This window comes from Cyclobacteriaceae bacterium, from assembly GCA_013141055.1.
Classification (GTDB): Bacteria; Bacteroidota; Bacteroidia; order Cytophagales; family Cyclobacteriaceae; genus ELB16-189.
In genome coordinates, this window is sequence record JABFRS010000001.1 from 2,911,578 (window position 1) to 2,930,875 (window position 19,298).

Consider the following 19,298-nt stretch of genomic DNA (forward strand, 5'->3'; position numbering starts at 1 on the left):
AGGCGCGGTGAACGCTTTTTAAATAAAACTGTTATTATTGTTCAACTCTTTAAAAATAAACAACATGAAACGTAACGCATCAGCACATTGGGAAGGTGATTTGAAAACAGGAAAAGGAAATCTGTCCACTCAAAGCACAACTCTTAATAAAACTCAATATTCTTTCAATACCCGTTTTGCAGATGGTGTAGGTACCAATCCTGAAGAACTACTGGCTGCAGCGCATGCTGGATGTTTTACCATGGCCATCAGCAGCATTCTTGGTGAAGCTGGTTTTGTTGCAACGTCTCTTGATACTACTGCTGCTGTCACGTTGGAAGGTCTTGACATAAAATCAGTTCACCTCTCTATTCAGGGGAAAATTCCAAACATTACAGAAGCAAAGTTTATCGAGATCACAAAGGCGGCAGAGCAAGGATGCTTGATCTCCAAGGTGTTAAAAATTCCTATTACATCAGAAGCTGTTCTTTTGAAGTAGTGCAGACTCGGATGATGATAGAAACTAACGCTTGTAAGTGATTAAATAAAATTGAACATATACTGACGCCATAGCATAAAAATTTATCATATTCGTAACGGGAAAGAAACAAAGAATCCGCCCCGGCAAAACAACAGTTTTGTCGGGGCGATTTCGTTTTAAAGGGCATAGGCCAAACTAACGATTGTTGTGAGCGATAAGAAACCAAAGACAATTTTTGAAAAGATCTGGGACAGCCATGTTGTCAAGCGCTCAGAAGGATATCCGGACGCACTGTTCATAGACCGTCATTTCATTCATGAGGTAACAAGTCCTCAGGCTTTCGATGGCCTGAAGAAAAGAGGCATCAAAGTATTCAATACACAGCGCACAACTGCTACTGCAGATCATAACGTGCCAACAAAAGATCAGCATCTTCCTATCAAGGAAGCTTTGTCACGTCATCAGGTGGAAACACTCCGTACTAACTGTAAAGACTTTGGAATTGAATTATATGACCTTGGACATCCATTCCAGGGTATTGTACATATCATTGGTCCTGAGCTTGGTTTAACATTGCCAGGCATGACGATCGTCTGTGGTGATAGTCACACCTCAACGCACGGAGCATTTGGAAATATTGCTTTTGGAATTGGTACGAGCGAAGTGGAACAAGTATTGGCAACGCAATGTATTCTTCAATACAAGCCGAAGACAATGCGCATAGAGATTAATGGAAAACTTGCCAAAGGTGTGGTGAGCAAGGATATTATCCTTTACATCATTTCTAAACTTACTGCCAGTGGTGCTACAGGCTTCTTTGTTGAATATGCCGGTGATGCCATTCAAAATCTTTCAATGGAGGCTCGCATGACGATTTGCAACATGAGCATTGAAATGGGTGCACGTGGTGGGTTGATTGCACCGGATGAAACGACTTTCAATTACATCCGAGGAAGGAAATTTGCACCACAAGGAGAGGACTTTAATCAAAAAATTATAGAGTGGAAAAAACTTTTAACCGATGAAGGAGCTGTGTATGATGAGGTAGTGAAGTTCAACGCTGCTGACATTGCTCCGATGATCACATACGGAACAAATCCTGGTATGGGCATGCGCATCACTGATCGTATTCCAACACTGGAAGAACTAAAAGAAATCAGTGAACAGGCTTCGTTTACGAAATCCCTGGATTATATGGGTCTTGAACCAGGGTCACAACTACTGGGGAAAGCAATCGACTATGTTTTTATTGGAAGCTGCACAAATGCCCGTATTGAAGATCTAAGACTTGTAGCCGACATGGTGAAAGGGAAAAAGAAAGCAGCAAATGTTGAAGTGTGGGTTGTTCCAGGTTCAAAGCAAGTTGAAGAGCAGGCAAAGAAGGAAGGGCTTGATAAAGTTTTTGAAGCGGCGGGTTTTGAGCTAAGAAGTCCCGGCTGCTCCGCATGCCTTGGAATGAATGAAGATAAGGTTCCTGCCGGAAAATATTGCATAGCAACTTCCAATAGAAATTTTGAAGGACGACAGGGTCCAAAGTCAAGAACTTTTCTAGCAAGTCCATTGAGCGCAGCAGCAGCAGCGATCACAGGACGAGTGACAGATGTAAGAGAATTAGTTTAATCGTTGGTCTGAACAGCTAACAGTGAATTTTAATGAGCAAAGAAAAATTTATAGCGCTTACCACCACTGCGGTTCCCTTATCAGTTGAGAATATTGATACTGATCAGATTATTCCTGCGCGCTTTCTTAAAGCAACTACCCGTGAAGGTTTTGGCGACAATCTTTTCCGCGACTGGAGATTTGATGCAGATAATAATCCAGTAAAGGATTTTGTATTGAACTCTGGCATTTACTCGGGAAAAATTCTGGTCGCTGGAAAGAACTTTGGTTGTGGAAGCAGTCGTGAGCACGCGGCGTGGGCGATTTTTGATTTCGGATTCCGGGTCGTGATCTCAAGTTTCTTTGCTGACATTTTTAAAGGCAATGCACTGAACAATGGCTTGCTTCCGGTAGTGGTATCCGATGCCTATTTAAAAAAATTGTTTGAAGCCATCGAAAAGGATCCCAACACTGAGATCATTGTTGATCTTGAAAAGCAGACAGTTTCTCTGAATGGAATTTCTGAAAGTTTTGATATCAATCTTTATAAGAAGACTTGTATGATCAATGGCTACGATGACATTGATTATCTGCTCAGTCTGAATAGTGAGATTCGTGAATTTGACCTGGCGCACTAATATGAATAAGAAAATAGTAATTCTTCCGGGAGATGGAATTGGTAAAGAGGTGACTACTGAAGGTAAGAAAGTGCTTCAGAAGATTGCTGAAGACTTTGGACATAGTTTTCTGTTTGAAGATGCAATCATCGGACATGATGCTATCGAGAGTACCGGACAAGCATTACCGGACAAAACATTAGGTCAGCTTAAAAACTGTGATGCAATTTTATTTGGAGCGGTAGGTCATCCTAAATATGATAATGATCCGACATTAAAAGTAAGGCCTGAGCAAGGATTGCTTAAAATGAGGAAAGAGCTTGGTCTTTATGCTAACCTAAGACCGATCAAACTTTTTGATGAATTGCTTGAAGCATCCAGTATCAAGCCTGAAATATTGAAAGGTTCTGATATTCTTTTCTTCCGCGAGCTTACTGGTGATGTTTACTTTGGAGAGAAGGGTAGAAAGGACGAGGGAAACACTGCTTACGACATCATGATCTATCAACGTTATGAAGTTGAAAGAATAGCCCATAAAGCATTTCAGGCAGCTCGTACACGGAGGAAAAAAGTGACCTCTGTTGATAAGGCAAATGTTCTTGAAAGTTCACGCTTGTGGAGAGAGACTGTTCAGGAAATCGGAAAGCAATATCCAGATATAACACTTGAGCATCAATTCGTGGATTCTGCGGCCATGAAACTTATTCAATCTCCACGAAGCTTTGATGTGGTGCTAACCGGAAATCTATTTGGTGATATTCTTACAGACGAAGCATCGCAAATAGCTGGTTCTATGGGAATGCTTGCATCTGCTTCTATCGGAGATACAGTAGGTCTATACGAACCGATTCACGGAAGTGCCCACGACATTACGGGCAAAGGAATTGCAAATCCTCTTGCATCGATTTTATCAGTGGCCCTGCTGTTAGATATTTCATTTGGAATGAAGGAAGAGTCAGAAGCAGTTCTGAAAGCAGTCTCTGAAACATTAAAAGAAGGTTATCGCACAGTAGACATAGCACACGTTACGACAGCGAAGAATAAAATACTAAACACGCAATCAATGGGAAGTCAGGTTCTTGAAAATTTATCATTGGCAAGTATTTCAGCCAATCGATAGAGTTTGATATCTGATAAACAATAACAATTAACGACTTAAATAATGAGCAACAAGATCCAGATTTTTGATACGACGCTTCGCGATGGAGAGCAGGTCCCTGGCTGTCAGCTGAAGACAGAAGAGAAGGTGATCATTGCCCGTGAGCTTGAAGCTATGGGAGTGGATGTGATCGAGGCTGGTTTCCCAATATCAAGTCCTGGTGATTTTTTATCAGTAGTTGAAATATCGAAAGCCGTTAATCATGTTACTGTTTGTGGATTGACCCGAGCCAAAAAAGAAGATATCGATGTGGCGGCAGAAGCGTTGCATCACGCTAAGCATGGAAGAATTCATACAGGAATTGGTTCTTCCGATGTTCATATCAAACATAAATTCCGGAGCGATCGAGGACAAGTTCTTGAACAAGGCGTTTGGGCGGTAGAATACGCGAAATCAAAAGGATATGAAGTTGAATTTTATGCTGAGGATGCTGGTCGTGCGGATCTTGAATTTCTGGCGAAGCTGACGGAAGCGGTTATAGCTGCAGGCGCAGATGTCGTTAATATCCCCGATACTACCGGGTATTGCCTTCCTCATCTTTATGGGAAACGAATTCAGTATTTGTTTGAGAACGTAAAAAATATTGATAAAGCGGTGATCTCAGTTCATTGTCACAATGATCTTGGTCTTGCCACAGCAAATACAATGGCGGGCTTACTGAATGGTGCCCGTCAGGCGGAAGTAACAATCAACGGAATTGGTGAACGTGCAGGTAATACCGCGTTGGAAGAAGTTGCTATGATCATTAAAACGCATAGTGACCTTGGTCTTCATACAAATATCAAATCTGAAAGAATTTCTGAAATGAGCATGCTGGTTAGTTCCATGATGCGTATGCCTGTTCAGGCTAATAAGGCGATCGTTGGCAAGAATGCTTTTGCTCATTCATCAGGTATTCATCAGGATGGTTTTCTGAAGCATTCAGAAAATTATGAAATTATAAATCCTGCAGATGTGGGTGTTGGATCTTCCTCTATTGTTTTGACGGCGCGAAGTGGTCGCGCTGCTTTAAAGCACCGTGCTGAATTGCTTGGATATCGATATGAAGGTGAGGAACTAAACTCGCTTTATGAAAACTTCCTGCTGGTGGCTGATGAAAAGAAACTTGTTAATGACTCTGATCTGATAGTTCTCATCACAAGTCTTCCGGTGTTGGTTGCTAAGTGATCTATTGGGAAGATTTCCCCTTCAGTAAATATTTAAAGTACTGAATCGTCGTCTTCACAACGTTCATGTTCGACTGGCCAACGCGTTTTGAAGAATGCAACTGCATTGGGACTTCAATGACCTGTGCGTTGCAATGAATGGAACGAACCAGAACTTCAAGCATGCATACAAAACCCGGTTCTGTAATAATTCCATTATACTTTTCCTGTATTCTATTCAGCAATGAAACGCTGTAGACCCTATAAAAGGAACTGAGTGTCAGTACTTTCACATCAAACAGAAAGCGAAACATGAAGTTAGCTGCTGCCGAGATAAACTTCCTGAAGAATGATGTTTTCTCAAAGCCGCCGCCCTGTGCATATACTGATGCCAGCACAAGATCATAGCCCATTGACTGCAGGCCGAGCATAATGTTTAGAATTTTTAAGTCAGAGGTACAGTCTGCTTCAAGAGTTACAACAATGTCTTCTGGCTTTGAGTTTTTTAGAATCCATTGAAAGCCAGTATTAAACGCTGCACCCGGGCCGCGATTAATCCCATCTCCAAGTACAGTGTATAGCCTGCCACTAAATAATTCTGTTATTAGTTCTTTTGATCTGTCCTTTGATCCGTCATCAGAAAAAACATAATGTATGTTCTGCACACTTTGCCATGCGGTAAGCTCTCCATACAGATTCTTCAGGTTGGCAGTCTCATTATAAACCGGGATCAGGAAGAAGATCATCTCAGGATTTACTTTTTTGGATTTCCTGAATTGTTAATCTGACAGCATCTTCCAGTTTTACAGAAGGCTCGTAACCAAGAATTCTTTTTGCTTTTGACAGATCCGGAACTCGTCTGAGAATATCCTTGTATTTACCAAACACTTCGCTCATAGGAACGAATTTTATCTTAAGTTCTTTTTTTGATCCGGTGATTTTGTGAATAAGTCTGGCGGTTTCTAAAACGGAAAGTTCTTCATCATTTCCGATATTAATAATCTCCCCAACTGCTTTCTCACTTTCAAGTGCGAGAATAGTGCCTTTTACCAGATCGGATACGAAACCCATAGAACGTGTCTGAAGCCCATCTCCATGGACGATCACTTCTTCATCATTCATGATCGAACGAATAAAAATCGGAACGTGCCCGCCACTCCAGGCAAAACTTGACCTTGGACTGAACCCTCCAAAAAAACGGATGATGACAATCGGAACTTTATGATCATGAAAATATCCAAATGAAAGTTGCTCTCCATATAATTTTGATACGGCATAGCTCCATCGCTTTATAAGGCTTGGCCCGAGTAAGAGATCGCCATCTTCATTGAGCGGTAGATCTGGGGACATTCCATAGACATCAGATGTGGAAGCAAAAAGAACTTTACACCCCCACATTTTAGCGGTCTCCAAAACATTCTCAGTTCCTTTAGTATTTACCAAAAGGGTTGGGAGGCTGATATCTTTTTCAGAGATCTTTTTAACGGCCGCCATATGAATAATGGTATCCATATCTTTTCCGAGAATTTTAAGAGAATCGAAATCAAGAATGTTGACTCTGTAGAATTTGAAATTAGGATGATGAATGCAGGGTTCGAGATTGATAAGGCTTCCGTAAGAAAGATCATCAATTCCGGTTACGTTATAACCTTTGTTAAGCAGTTCTTCGGTCAGATGCGACCCGATCATTCCTGCGGCTCCGGTAATTAATACGTTCTTTTTCATTTCTTAAATTTACCTTTCTGGAAATTGATTTCATTTTGGTATGAAAGGAAGGGTCAAAAGTATGCTGGAAGTATTAAAAAGCCAGCGTTTATTATTACTAAAGGTTCTGATCGCCCTTCAAATCAGCTTTTTAACTTTTCTTTTCTTTCGGGCTGTCTCTGATAATCGATATTATCTGGCGTATGAGGACGAGGTAATCAATTATTGCTCAGCGAAAGTTTTCTCAGAAACCGGGTCTGTACGTGCGGAGGGCTGCATCACAGAAGATGTTTCCCGGATTGGTCAGATGAATTGGTATGGGCCAGGGTATGCCGTGATGTATGGTGCGAGTCAGGATTTTTTTGGAGAGGATCCAACCTTGTTTATAAAGATTCATTTTGTGCTCGCTCTTCTGTCGATCACCATTATTTTTTTTATTCCTTCTTCTCTGGAAAGCAGATTGCTTTTCTGCAGCGCCCTTCTCTTCACAGAACAGTTTACAGGTTACATCTTTACTTATTTTCCTGAATCCATTCATCTTTTTTTTGCCATCATCTTTATTCTTTTGATCACTCTGATCTATCAGGCAAAGGATGTAAGGAAGAGAAACTTATATGTGACCATTTTTATTGGACTTGTCTTCGCGGTTGTGCTTTTAAGGTCTACTGCTATCTTTTGGTTAACGTCATTAATCGGATTGAGTCAGACAAGGAAGATGATGATTTCAATGATTATTGTATTTCTTGTTGGACTTGGAATCACACTTCTGTACATGCGTTACTTTACCGCGCCTCCCTATGCTGGTGATATGCAGAAAATTGATCAGTTGTTTGAATTTGACCTCTTTGGATTTATTTTCAAAACGATAAAAGCAACAATGCGGAATACTTTCTCTCTTTTAAAAAGCGGTTCCTTTGGAGTTTATATTTTGCTTTTGTTAATGGGAATTGCCATGGTTCGATGGTGGCAAACCAAAGAGAGATTGTTGCTTGCTGCTCTTCTTGTAAGCATCTCACTGGTGGGGGCATTGATGGCTTATTATTCGGCAGGACCCTGGTATTTTCTGAAGCAGTCTGCCATCCTGATTCCATTGATCATTTTTGTGCTCATGGTAACAAATTCACCACCCATGCTTAAGTACGGCATTTTGATGGGAGGGATGTTAATTTTCCCTCTATTGTATGAAAATATTTCCATCACAATTCTAGAACGACAAAATGCTTACAATGGATGGCAGAACAGTAAACCTTTCCAGTCTGCTTTGAATGAACTAACCAATCACATCTCAGAAGATTCTGAAGTAACTGTAGTCTGGTGTTATAATGAATACGATTATGGTTCCGCTGCAGAAGCACTCCTACCTTTTTCTACCGCTTCTGGTCATCCTATATTGTACACAACCAATATTGCCACGGCCCAGGATAAGCCCGAAGTAAGATTTCAACTGCATCATAAATTGAAGGTGAATTATATTTTAAGTCGTTATCCACTGGAGTTACCCGCTGTTCGACTGGTTCATTCAACTCAATTTTATCATTTTTACAAAATCGAAGATTAATTATTGATGGCTCTTCAGGAAAAGAATTTATATACCAAACGTTCTCAGTTGCCAGGCGCCGGAAAAGGGTTGTTTACAAGAGTATTTATTCCAAAAGGAACCAGGATTGTTGAATACAAAGGAGAAGTTCTTACCTGGAAGGAAGCTGAAAAGATGCCTGAGGATCGTAACGGCTACGTTTTCTTCTTCACCAATAACTATGTTATCGATGCATGGAAGCACAAAGGCTTTGCTCATTTTGCCAATGACGCAAAAGGAATTGCTCGCGTGGAAGGTTTGAAAAACAATTCAGAATACGAAACTGAGAAGAAACGATGCTTTATTGTTGCCACGCGTGATATCCCGGCCCGATCAGAGATCCTTGTTGGTTACGGTGGCGAATACTGGCAGGCCATCCGTTACAATGTCAGGATTGAGGCAGAGAGAATTGCCAAAGAAGGAAAGAAATCAAAATCTTTATTGCCTCACGAAATCCTCAAAAAGAGCAAGAAGAAGAAAATGAAAAAGTGATACGTGTCCTAAAAAAGTTTTCTTAATTCTTAATCTTTTGAGCCTTTTCAAGTGTCTCATTGGTAACATCTCTCACCTTCTTTATAGACTCCATTTGCATCTCAAGATACTCTCTGGCTTTTTCCTGGTCTACAGAATCGGGTAGTGGACTGAAACTATGCATCCAATCCATCATAGAGTTGTTTGCAGAATCAAGTCTGGCGATCGTTGCCTGAATTTCGAGCTTTTGAGCTTCAGGCATGTCAGGAGTATTTGTGACTTTCTCTGTTAAAGTCTGCTTAAGCTTATAGATGTCTTCCATCTTAGGCATCACCTCATCATGAATATCCATGATCTCACTATATAGGGCCTGATTTGGATTGTCAGAATCTGTGCTGCCAGCCTGATTGTGATTACTATGATCCGCAGTCTTGCCACAGGCAACTAAAATCAAGAAGGAAATGGCGATAAGGGTGATTTTCATATGGATTGATTTTGAGCAAAGTTACTTTTTTACCCCATGCAGGCCAACCTTTACCGACTAACAGTAGTTAGTGGCGGTAAGAATTTTTCAATTTCTTTGAGTGCAGGTTGGTGAAATAGTAATTTTCTACGTTCTTAGCCTTCAGAATAACACATGAACAACAAGCGATTTTATTTTTACTTCTATTTCTATCAATCCCTCGGGACTGACAGAGCGCTTTGTTGATCATTTAAAAAGATAACAGAAACTCCAAAAGTCCCGGTTCATCCGGGATTTTTTTTTGACAACACTATTTGAATAAGGGCAGAAATGAAGAAGAAGAAATTAAGAATTGCGATCCAGGGTATAGCCACCAGCTTTCATGAGGTGGCTGCATTGACGCATTTCCAAAGTCCTATCGATACGGTGGAGTGTCTTTCGTTTCATGCACTTTGTGAAACTTTGAAACACGATCAGGCAGACTACGCCGTCATGGCCATAGAAAATTCCATTGCAGGAAGCATCCTTCCAAATTATTTCCTTTTGCAGGAATATCATTTCGCTATTGTTGGCGAATTGTATCTCCCTATTCACATGCATTTACTTGCCCTTCCTGGTGTTAAGCTAAAAGACATCAAGAGCATTGAATCTCATCCGATGGCCATTCGTCAATGCACAGAGTTTCTTAACAAACTTGAAGGTGTTGAGATCAAAGAGAGTGAGGATACGGCATTGTCAGCAAAAAAAGTAAAGGAGAAAAAACTTAGAGACACGGCAGCCATCGCCAATGAACATGCCGCGAAAAAATTCGGACTTCAAATTCTTGAAAAAAGAATTGAAACGCATAAGAAGAACTTCACCCGTTTTCTGATCCTCACAAAAAAGAATACTGAAATAACTGACAGCAATAAAGCATCTCTTTGGTTTGAGGTACCTAATGAAGCAGGAAGCCTTGCAAATGTGTTAACATCATTCAAGGACAATAGTATCAACCTGACAAAGATCCAGTCGATCCCAATTATTGGAAAGCCTCGCGAATATTCAATTCATGTGGATGTTGAATGGAAGAAAAAGAAAAACTATGATCTGGCACTTAATCAGGTATTGCGTCAGACACGCAACCTGAGTGTGCTGGGTGAGTATAAAAAAGCGGATATAAAATTCTGAAGTCAAGAACATGATCAAAACAGCAGACAGAATAGCAAACGTTGAGGAATACTATTTTAGCAAAAAACTTGCTGAGGTTCGGTTACTTGATACTCCTGAACTCCGTGTCATTAATCTTGGTATCGGAAGTCCTGATCTTGCACCATCCGGCGATACAATTGAGGCGTTAACTCAATCTGCTCAAAATCCTTCCCATCACGGCTACCAGAACTACAAAGGTATTCCTGCTCTTCGTCAGGGGATCGCGACACTATATAATAATGTGTACGGTGTCTCCCTTGATGCGGAATCGGGTATTTTACCTCTCATGGGCTCAAAGGAGGGAATCATGCATATTGCTATGGCATTTGTGAATGAAGGAGATGAGATTCTGATTCCTGACCCTGGTTATCCTACTTATTCATCTGTTGGCAAACTTGTAGGGGCAAAAATCAGAACTTATGAGATGAAAGAATCTTTGGATTGGGGCGTTGATATCGAATCATTGAAGAACCAGGATCTTTCAAAGGTGAAGATTATGTGGGTAAATTTTCCTCACATGCCAACGGGCCATGTTGCATCCCGCGATGAAATGAAAGCACTGGTTGACTTGGCAAGAAAGAATCAATTCCTGATTGTAAACGATAACCCATATAGTCGAATTCTTAATGATGCTCCTTTAAGCATTCTTTCCATTGAAGGAGCTGAGGAAGTGGCGCTGGAATTAAATTCTTTGAGCAAATCTCATAACATGGCCGGCTGGCGTATAGGATGGGTAGCTGGTAAAAAAGAATTTATTGATGCCGTCCTGCGTGTGAAGAGCAACATGGACTCAGGAATGTTCCTTGGACTACAGCAAGCCGCAGTGGAAGCATTGAAAAACGGCGAGCAATGGTTTAAAGAGCTCAACAAGGTTTATCGTGAGCGGAGTGTTGCTGCAAAAAATATTATGAAAGAACTGGAATGTACCTATTCAGAAAAACAATCCGGTTTATTCATCTGGGCCAAAGCTCCTGATCATATTAAAGAAGTTGAAAAGTGGATCGATGATATTCTCTATGGAACGAAAATTTTTATTACTCCTGGATTTATTTTCGGAGAAGCAGGCCGCAGGCACATTCGCATTTCTCTTTGTGCTCCTGTAGAAAAAATGAACGAAGCACTTTTGCGCATTACGAACTGGAAAAAACAGGATTCAAAACAATCAACTCTTCACCCGAAAGCGATAGCATGAAAATTACAATTGTTGGTCTTGGCTTGATTGGTGGTTCTATCGGACTTGATTTGCGAAAAGCAGGTCTTGCCACAGAGCTTGTTGGTGTGGATCTGAATGAGGAGAATGGAAAAAAAGCGATAGAGCTCGGTCTTGTTGATCGCATTGACCATGAAGATCGGTCAATCGCACAAGCGGATATTATTATTCTCGCAATTCCCGTAAACATTATGAATGCGCTGTTGCCGCAGGTGTTGGATGTTATTAAAAAGGGAGCAGTCGTGATTGATACCGGTTCCACAAAATCATTGATATGTCGTTCCGTAAGTAATCATGTTAATCGCCAGCAGTTTGTTGCAGCACACCCGATCGCAGGAACTGAAAACTCAGGTCCTGAAGCGGCATTCAGAGGCTTGTTTGCTGACAAGACGAATATCATCTGTGAACGTGATAAATCTTCTGACGTATCTCTCTCGATCGCTGAGAAGATATTTGAAGCATTGGGAATGAAAACAATTTTCATGGATCCGGATGAACATGATCGCCATGTTGCGTACGTTTCACATCTATCACACGTTAGTTCATTTTTACTAAGCCAGACAGTGCTCGATATTGAAAAAGACGAGAAAAACATTTTCAACCTTGCGGGAAGCGGGTTGACTTCAACTGTTCGTCTTGCGAAAAGCTCTCCGGATATGTGGGCACCGATTTTTGAGCAAAATGCTGAATATCTCGGTCAGGCAATATCAGAGTATATTATGCATCTTCAGCGTTTCCATTATCAGCTTATGAAGCGGAACACAAAAGAGCTTTATCGTGTTATGAAAGAGGCAAATAAGATCCGAAAGGTTTTAGATGCCGGGCTTCCTGAAGCAAAACCAAAAGAAACAGAAGATAAAACCATCATTCATTCCTAGTATTTAAATTTTAAGATATGCAATTCGAATCAATCACATCAGCACTTAAGATCACGAAACCATTGATCATTAGCGGTCCTTGCAGTGCTGAGACAGAAAGCCAGATGATCACAACTGCCCGCCAGCTTGCGGCTACTGGAAAAGTTCATGCTCTTCGCGCAGGTATATGGAAACCCCGCACCCGCCCCGGCCAGTTTGAAGGAGCAGGAGCAGATGGCTTGAAGTGGCTCGTCATGGCGAAGCAGGAAACAGGATTGCCGATCACAACCGAAGTGGCAACTGCCGCTCACGTTGAAGCCTGCCTCAAAGCCGGCGTGGACATTCTTTGGATCGGTGCCCGCACCACAGTGAATCCATTCTCTGTTCAGGAGATTGCTGATGCGTTGCAAGGTGTTGATATTCCAGTGATGGTTAAAAATCCAGTCAATCCCGATATCGAATTGTGGATTGGTGCATTCGAGCGCCTAAGCCGCGCTGGTATCAATAAAATGTCAGCCATCCATCGTGGATTTTCATCTTTCGAAAAAGGACCTTTCCGTAATGCGCCGATGTGGAATTTGGGAATTGAACTAAAGACCCGCGTTCCCGGAATTGAAATGATTTGCGATCCAAGTCACATCGCTGGAAATCGAGAGTTGATTGCAATGGTCGCTCAGAAAGCACTTGATCTCGATATGGCAGGGTTGATGATTGAAAGTCATCTTAACCCGGATGCAGCGTGGAGTGATGCCAAGCAGCAAGTGACACCATCTGTTCTCGCGAAGATTGTGGATAGCCTTGTTGTTCGTACTGCTTCGTCTGATAATAAGACATTCAAGGATACGTTGAGCCTTCTCCGTGAACAGATTGACCAGCTTGATGACGAGATCATGCAGAAAATGGCCAACAGGATGAAGGTATCTGAAAAGATAGGTCAGTATAAAAGAGAGAATAATGTCACGATTCTTCAGGTTAACCGCTGGGAAGAAATCGTCCAGACCCGTGCCGCCCTTGGAAAGGCAATGGGACTTGATGAAGGATTCACCCGTGACCTGTTGAGATTGGTTCACCATGAATCTATTCAGGTCCAGACCAAAGTGATGAATAAGACCGAAGTGAAAGTGTAATTCAGGCTTACGGCTTATAAAGCTTAATAATCCCGTTGCGATAATTTAATTATGGCGCGGGATTTTTGTTGCATTAATAAATCTCCGACCTTCGGCCTAATCCTCAAGTTTCAAATTCAAACTCTTTCTTATGAGCTCTCCCTGGAAGAAAATTGCCATTGGTGTCATTGTTCTCGCCGCCGCCGTTGCTGGTGTCCTTTATTTTAAAACTGCCAAAAGCTCCACAACTATTTCGGGTGGTGTTAATCCTGCTTTTGGAGAATATATATCGTCCTATACAGCAGGTGTTGTTGGCTCAGGTTCAAATATTCAGATTGTGCTGGCACAGGATGCAGTTGACTCAACTGCATTGGGAGAAAGTTCAGTGAAGCTTTTCAACTTCAGTCCTACTTTAAAGGGAAAAACTATCTGGGTGGACAGGCATACTGTAGAGTTTCGTCCTGACGGAAGAATGTTATCCGGGACGGTATATGAGGTAGAATTCAATCTTTCCCGTCTTCTGGATGTTCCTTCTGATCTAAAGACATTCCTCTACTCATTCCAGGTAATCCCTCAGAACTTTGAACTTACAGTTGATAATATCAAGCCTTACGTAAAAACTGAATTAAAACGTCAGAAAATTGAAGGGGTCTTATTCACAGCAGATTTTGCGGAAGAATCATCTCTTGAGAAAACGCTCACGGCGGACCAGGAAGGAAAATCCTTGAAAGTAAATTGGATTCATACTGGTGAAGGGAAGCATCATGCTTTTATAGTAGAAGATGTTGACCGCAAGGATAAAGCAAGCAATGTTGTTCTTTCTGTTAATGGAAAGGAGATTGGAATAGAGCAAATGGATAATAGGGATGTTGAAATTCCTGCGCTCGGAGATTTCAAAGTTACAAATGTAAAAGTGGAGCAAAGTTCCAATCAGCATGTAGTGGTTCAGTTTTCGGATCCTTTAAGTGAAAAGCAAAATCTTGCCGGACTTCTTTCTTTCTCTGACATTCCATCCCTTGACTTTGAGATCAAGGATAATGAAATCCATATTTTTCCTCCAGCACGTCAAACAGGTTCCAAGAAACTGACGATAGAGGCGGGAATAAAAAACATTTTAAACTATCGCATGGCAGAAGGCGGATCCTTCGATGTAATCTTTGAACAGGTGGCTCCATTGGTAAGATTTATTGGTAAGGGAAATATTCTTCCTTCAACTGATGGGTTGATTCTTCCTTTTGAAGCAGTCAACTTGAAAGCTGTTGATATTCAGATCATCAAGATCTACGAAAGAAATGTTCTTCAATTTCTGCAAGTCAATGATTTTGATGGCAACTCGGAAATTCGACGTGTAGGAAAATCACTTATAAAAAAGATGGTTTCCCTGGAAGGTTCTGGCAATGATCTTGGAAAGTGGAGTCGTTATACGATTGATCTTTCAAAATTTATAAATACCGAGCCAGGGGCCATTTACCAGGTAAGTGTAGGATTTAAGAGAGCCTACTCTGTCTATAATTGCCCGGAGGGTGAAGATGCTGTTGAAACTCCATTGGCAGAGGAGGATTGGGATCAGGCGGAGGATGAAGCAAGTAATTGGGATTACTATAATGATTACGACTACGATGAAAATTACGATTGGGAACAACGCGACAATCCTTGTAACTCATCTTACTATACAAACAGTCGCACCATACGACGCAATGTGATCGCATCTGACCTTGGCATCATGGTGAAACGTGGTGGTGATGGAAATACTATTGTCTTTATTAATGATCTAAAAACCACAAAACCTCAGGGTGGTGTTCAGGTTGAGCTTTATGATTTCCAGCAACAGTTAACCGGTGTTGCCAATACGGACACAGACGGAAAAGTATCCATCAGCTCTAAGCAAACTCCCTTTGCGTTGATTGCCAAAAATGGCGCACAGCGTGGTTATTTGAGATTGGCAGACGGTGAGTCACTTTCACTTAGCAATTTTGACGTAGGAGGAGAGCATGTTGACAAAGGTTTGAAAGGATTGATTTATGGCGAGCGTGGTGTTTGGAGACCAGGTGATTCTCTATACCTGACCTTCCTGTTGGAGGATAAATTAAAACTTCTTCCGGCCGCACATCCTGTTGTGATGGAATTGCAGAATCCGCAAGGGCAAGTGACGCAACGACTTGTAAGATCCTCATCAGAGAATGGTTTTTATAAATTTGCCACAACTACTTCACCTGACGCACCTACCGGTAACTGGATGGCGAGGATCAAAGTCGGTGGAGCTCAATTCACTCAGACGGTTAAGATTGAAACGATCAAGCCTAATCGCTTAAAGATCAAGCTTGACTTTGGAAAAGATAAGATCACTGTTGGGGATAATAATATTTCAGGAACACTGAATGTAAATTGGTTGGCCGGTTCACCAGGAAGAAATCTGAAAGCAGAATTCGAAGTTCTGCTGACCGAAGCTCAAACCAAGTTTGATAAATATCCTGAATACACATTTGATGATCCGGCAAAGAGAGTTGACAGTGAAGCGAAGCCAATCTTTGAAGGATATACCGATGATGACGGTAACGCCAAAATCAATGCCTCACTTGAAGTTAGCGGTGAACCGGCGGGCATGCTAAATGCAATCTTTAGAGGTAAAGTGTATGAGGAAAGCGGAAATTTCAGCATTGATCGTTTCAGTCTTCCGTTCTATCCTTATTCTTCATTTACCGGTATTCGTCTTCCGCAAGGCGATAAGGCTCGCGGAATGTTGTTAACCGATACCACTCATCGCGTGGAGGTAGTAACATTGGATGCAGACGGTAATGGCGTTACGCGTGATAATATTCAAATGACCATTTCTAAACTTGAGTGGCGCTGGTGGTGGGATAGTTCAGAAGGAAATGCCAATTACATGTCGGCAAATAACTCAACACCAATTGCTTCCGGACGGATTAAAACTGTCAATGGTAAAGGAGTTTGGAATTTTAAAGTGAAATATCCTGAATGGGGAAGATTTTTGGTTCGTGCAACGGATCCTGTTTCTGGTCACAGCACGGCGAAAGTAGTTTATATCGATTGGCCGGGTTGGGCAGGTCGGGCAAAAAATGAATCTCAGGGAGCTGCCATGCTTTCGGTATCTTCTGATAAGCCAGGATATAGCATTGGCGAAAAAGCAAATCTTGTAATTCCTGGAAGCGACAATGGTCGTGCGCTCGTCAGCATTGAGAATGGAAGTCGCGTAATCGGTACATACTGGGTTGAAACAAAAAGCGGCGACAACAAATTTAGTTTTGATGTTACACCGGAAATGACGCCGAATGTTTTTGTAAGTGTAACACTTCTTCAACCACACTCTCAAACCATAAATGATCTTCCAATAAGAATGTATGGTGTCATACCTGTTACAGTGGAGGATCCAAAAACTCATTTAGACCCAGTCATTACAATGCTGGATGTATTGGAGCCTGGAAAGGAAGTGGTGATTAAAATATCTGAGAAATCGAAAAGAAAAATGACCTACACGGTTGCTGTGGTAGATGAAGGTTTGCTTGATATAACCCGATTCACTACTCCTAATGCCTGGTCTCGTTTCTATGCACGCGAAGCTCTGGGTATAAAAACCTGGGATATCTATGATGCAGTCATGGGAGCTTTCGGTGGAAAGATCGAGCGACTTCTTGCTGTTGGTGGTGACATGGCAGCAAAAAGTAAGGAAGATGATGCTAAGGCAAACAGATTTAAACCTGTTGTAAAGTTTTTAGGACCGTTTACACTGGATGGAGGCAGCAACGAACATAAGTTTATCATGCCTCAGTACATTGGTTCTGTTAAAACGATGGTTGTTGCAGGCTATGAAGGTGCATATGGTGCGACTGATAAAGCAACACCAGTACGCAAACCATTAATGGTACTCGCAACATTGCCACGGGTTCTAGGGCCTGAGGAAACATTAAAGTTGCCCGTGACGATTTTCTCCATGGAGAAAAGCATAAAAAATGTGAAAGTGGAGGTGAAGGTGAGTGGACCTGTTTCATTATCTGGCGATGCTTCAAGATCAGTAACAATGGATAAAGAAGACCTTACGACGGATTTTGATCTTACCGTCAGAGGTGAAACCGGAATAGCAAAAATTGAAGTAACAGTTTCTTCCGGAAGCTATAGCGCAACTGATGTAATTGATATTGAGATCCGTAATCCAAATCCGCCGGTAACTAAAGTAATTGAAGGTATAATGGAGCCTGGCAAAGGATTTAATTCAACGGTAGCGCCGGTTGGGATATTAGGGACCAACACAGCTATGCTGGAAGTGTCAAGCCTCCCGCCAATCAATCTTGGTCAGCGACTTCGTTACCTGATGCAATATCCATACGGTTGTATTGAGCAAACAACATCTTCTGTTTTCCCTCAACTTTATCTGGATCAGGTAAAGGCATTGACGGAAGATGAAAAGGTGACAACGCAGCGCAACGTTCGTGCAGGCATTGAGAGGTTGAAGCTATTTGTCACGCGTGATGGCGGATTCTCATATTGGCCAGGAAATCAGGATTCTGAAAGCTGGGGCGCTACATATGCGGGTCATTTTCTTCTGGAGGCAGAGGCCAAAGGTTATTTCGTTCCAAGTGATATGTTGAAACGCTGGAAGAAATTCCAAAAGAATAAGTCTGTGGAATGGAGAAAGAATAAGGAATTCCAGAGTAGTGAGTTGATTCAGGCGTATCGGTTGTACACACTTGCATTAGCTGGTGATCCTGACCTTGCTTCTATGAACCGTATGCGTGAAATGGGGAATCTTCCGGTAACATCAGTTTGGATGCTCGCTGCTGCTTATGCTAAAGCCGGACAACAGGAGGCAGCAAAAACTTTAATTGCCAATCTTCCAACAAGTATTAAGCCGTACCAGGAGATGGCATATTCGTATGGATCGGATGTTCGTGATAAAGCGATCATTCTTGAAACACTTTTATTGTTGAATGATCGTACGAAAGCTTTTGAATTGGTAAAAGATATATCCGCTTCGTTAAGTAATTCAAATACCTGGATGAGTACTCAATCGGTTGCCTGGAGTTTAAAGGCAGTGGGAATGTTTGCCGGAACTGAAAAGAAGGGTCCATTAAAATTCACTTATACTTTTAATGGAAAGAATGTGCCAGTCAGTACGGACCTCACCTTTGCTCAGGTAAGTCTTCCATTCGATGGTGTGAAGGTTGGTGCTATTAAAATTGAAAGCCAGAGTCAGTCGACCTTATTCGCACGCATAATTACTGAAGGCGTGCCGGCGCGTGGCGAAGAAATGGAGGCCAGCAATAATTTAGGATTGTCGGTGACTTATGCAGATGCAGATGGTGGAGCTGTTGATCCTTCCAGTCTTGAACAAGGAACTGAGTTTATTGCTACTGTTACCATTTCACATCCAGGTGTTCGTGGAGCGTACAAGAATCTTGCATTGAATCAGATCTTCCCTTCAGGCTGGGAGATTAATAATCTTCGTTTGGATGGTGCCGAGGATATGCTTAAGAACGATGTCTTCACTTATCAGGATATTCGTGATGATCGCGTATACACTTACTTTGATATCAATGCTGGTCAGCGGAAGACATTCAAAGTGATGCTAACCGCCACTTATGCAGGAAGCTATTATTTACCGGCGATGAGTTGTGAAGCAATGTATGATCATGGTGTCTATGCCAGAACGAAAGGACAAGTAGTCCAGGTAATCAAGAGAAGCGTTCAATAGAGTATCCTTAGAAAAAATAATCAAGGCCGGATTCAG

Annotated in this window: 15 protein-coding genes; 12 read left to right on the top strand and 3 right to left on the bottom strand. The window is 41.7% G+C overall.

Annotation, left to right across the window (positions count from 1 at the left end):
• Positions 1-64: 64 nt before the first annotated feature.
• The 5 genes from HOP08_12995 (at position 65) to HOP08_13015 (ending at position 5,002) form a co-directional block, all read left to right on the top strand.
• The gene (locus HOP08_12995) at positions 65-478 is read left to right on the top strand and encodes an OsmC family protein (GenBank protein NOT75835.1); all 414 of its coding nucleotides are present in this window, start codon (positions 65-67) and stop codon (positions 476-478) included.
• Positions 479-667: 189 nt separating this feature from the next.
• Positions 668-2,080 carry a 3-isopropylmalate dehydratase large subunit gene (gene leuC / locus HOP08_13000; GenBank protein ID NOT75836.1) on the top strand — a complete coding sequence of 471 codons (1,413 nt, stop codon included), beginning with the start codon at positions 668-670 and terminating at the stop codon, positions 2,078-2,080.
• A 32-nt stretch (positions 2,081-2,112) separates the two neighbouring features.
• Positions 2,113-2,697 (top strand): 3-isopropylmalate dehydratase small subunit, encoded by a 585-nt coding sequence (leuD, locus tag HOP08_13005; protein ID NOT75837.1) that lies wholly within the window; start codon positions 2,113-2,115, stop codon positions 2,695-2,697.
• A 1-nt stretch (position 2,698) separates the two neighbouring features.
• Positions 2,699-3,796: a 3-isopropylmalate dehydrogenase gene (gene leuB / locus HOP08_13010; protein NOT75838.1), complete on the top strand. Its 1,098-nt coding sequence runs from the start codon at positions 2,699-2,701 to the stop codon at positions 3,794-3,796.
• 42 nt (positions 3,797-3,838) lie between these two features.
• Positions 3,839-5,002, top strand: coding sequence for a 2-isopropylmalate synthase (locus HOP08_13015; protein ID NOT75839.1), 1,164 nt, complete (start codon positions 3,839-3,841; stop codon positions 5,000-5,002).
• Between the two features lies 1 nt (position 5,003).
• On the opposite strand, the gene HOP08_13020 is transcribed toward HOP08_13015, so the two are convergent.
• A complete protein-coding gene (locus tag HOP08_13020) occupies positions 5,004-5,726 on the bottom strand; it encodes a glycosyltransferase (protein NOT75840.1) in 723 nt (240 codons plus the stop codon).
• Between the two features lies 1 nt (position 5,727).
• Positions 5,728-6,705 carry an NAD-dependent epimerase/dehydratase family protein gene (locus HOP08_13025; GenBank protein NOT75841.1) on the bottom strand — a complete coding sequence of 326 codons (978 nt, stop codon included), beginning with the start codon at positions 6,703-6,705 and terminating at the stop codon, positions 5,728-5,730.
• Positions 6,706-6,745: 40 nt separating this feature from the next.
• On the opposite strand from HOP08_13025, the gene HOP08_13030 reads away from it, so the two are divergent.
• Together HOP08_13030 and HOP08_13035 are read left to right on the top strand one after the other, a co-directional pair.
• Entirely contained in the window at positions 6,746-8,242 is a 1,497-nt protein-coding gene (locus HOP08_13030; protein ID NOT75842.1) for a hypothetical protein, read from the top strand.
• A 6-nt stretch (positions 8,243-8,248) separates the two neighbouring features.
• Positions 8,249-8,752, top strand: a complete 504-nt coding sequence (locus HOP08_13035) for an SET domain-containing protein (protein NOT75843.1) — start codon at positions 8,249-8,251, stop codon at positions 8,750-8,752.
• 22 nt (positions 8,753-8,774) lie between these two features.
• Here the strand turns inward: HOP08_13035 and HOP08_13040 are convergent, their stop codons facing one another.
• A complete protein-coding gene (locus tag HOP08_13040) occupies positions 8,775-9,215 on the bottom strand; it encodes a hypothetical protein (protein NOT75844.1) in 441 nt (146 codons plus the stop codon).
• 309 nt (positions 9,216-9,524) lie between these two features.
• Here HOP08_13040 and HOP08_13045 point away from each other — a divergent pair, with 309 nt between their 5' ends.
• The 5 genes from HOP08_13045 (at position 9,525) to HOP08_13065 (ending at position 19,262) form a co-directional block, all read left to right on the top strand.
• Complete coding sequence (locus HOP08_13045) at positions 9,525-10,361, top strand: prephenate dehydratase (GenBank protein NOT75845.1); 837 nt, start codon at positions 9,525-9,527, stop codon at positions 10,359-10,361.
• A 10-nt stretch (positions 10,362-10,371) separates the two neighbouring features.
• Positions 10,372-11,574, top strand: coding sequence for an aminotransferase class I/II-fold pyridoxal phosphate-dependent enzyme (locus HOP08_13050; GenBank protein ID NOT75846.1), 1,203 nt, complete (start codon positions 10,372-10,374; stop codon positions 11,572-11,574).
• Positions 11,571-12,470: a prephenate dehydrogenase gene (locus tag HOP08_13055; GenBank protein NOT75847.1), complete on the top strand. Its 900-nt coding sequence runs from the start codon at positions 11,571-11,573 to the stop codon at positions 12,468-12,470. Before HOP08_13050 ends, HOP08_13055 begins: the two co-directional genes overlap by 4 nt.
• Before the next feature lie 17 nt (positions 12,471-12,487).
• On the top strand, positions 12,488-13,576 hold the full coding sequence (locus HOP08_13060; protein NOT75848.1) for a bifunctional 3-deoxy-7-phosphoheptulonate synthase/chorismate mutase type II: 1,089 nt from the start codon (positions 12,488-12,490) through the stop codon (positions 13,574-13,576).
• A gap of 130 nt (positions 13,577-13,706) precedes the next feature.
• Positions 13,707-19,262: a hypothetical protein gene (locus HOP08_13065; GenBank protein NOT75849.1), complete on the top strand. Its 5,556-nt coding sequence runs from the start codon at positions 13,707-13,709 to the stop codon at positions 19,260-19,262.
• Positions 19,263-19,298 lie beyond the last annotated feature (36 nt).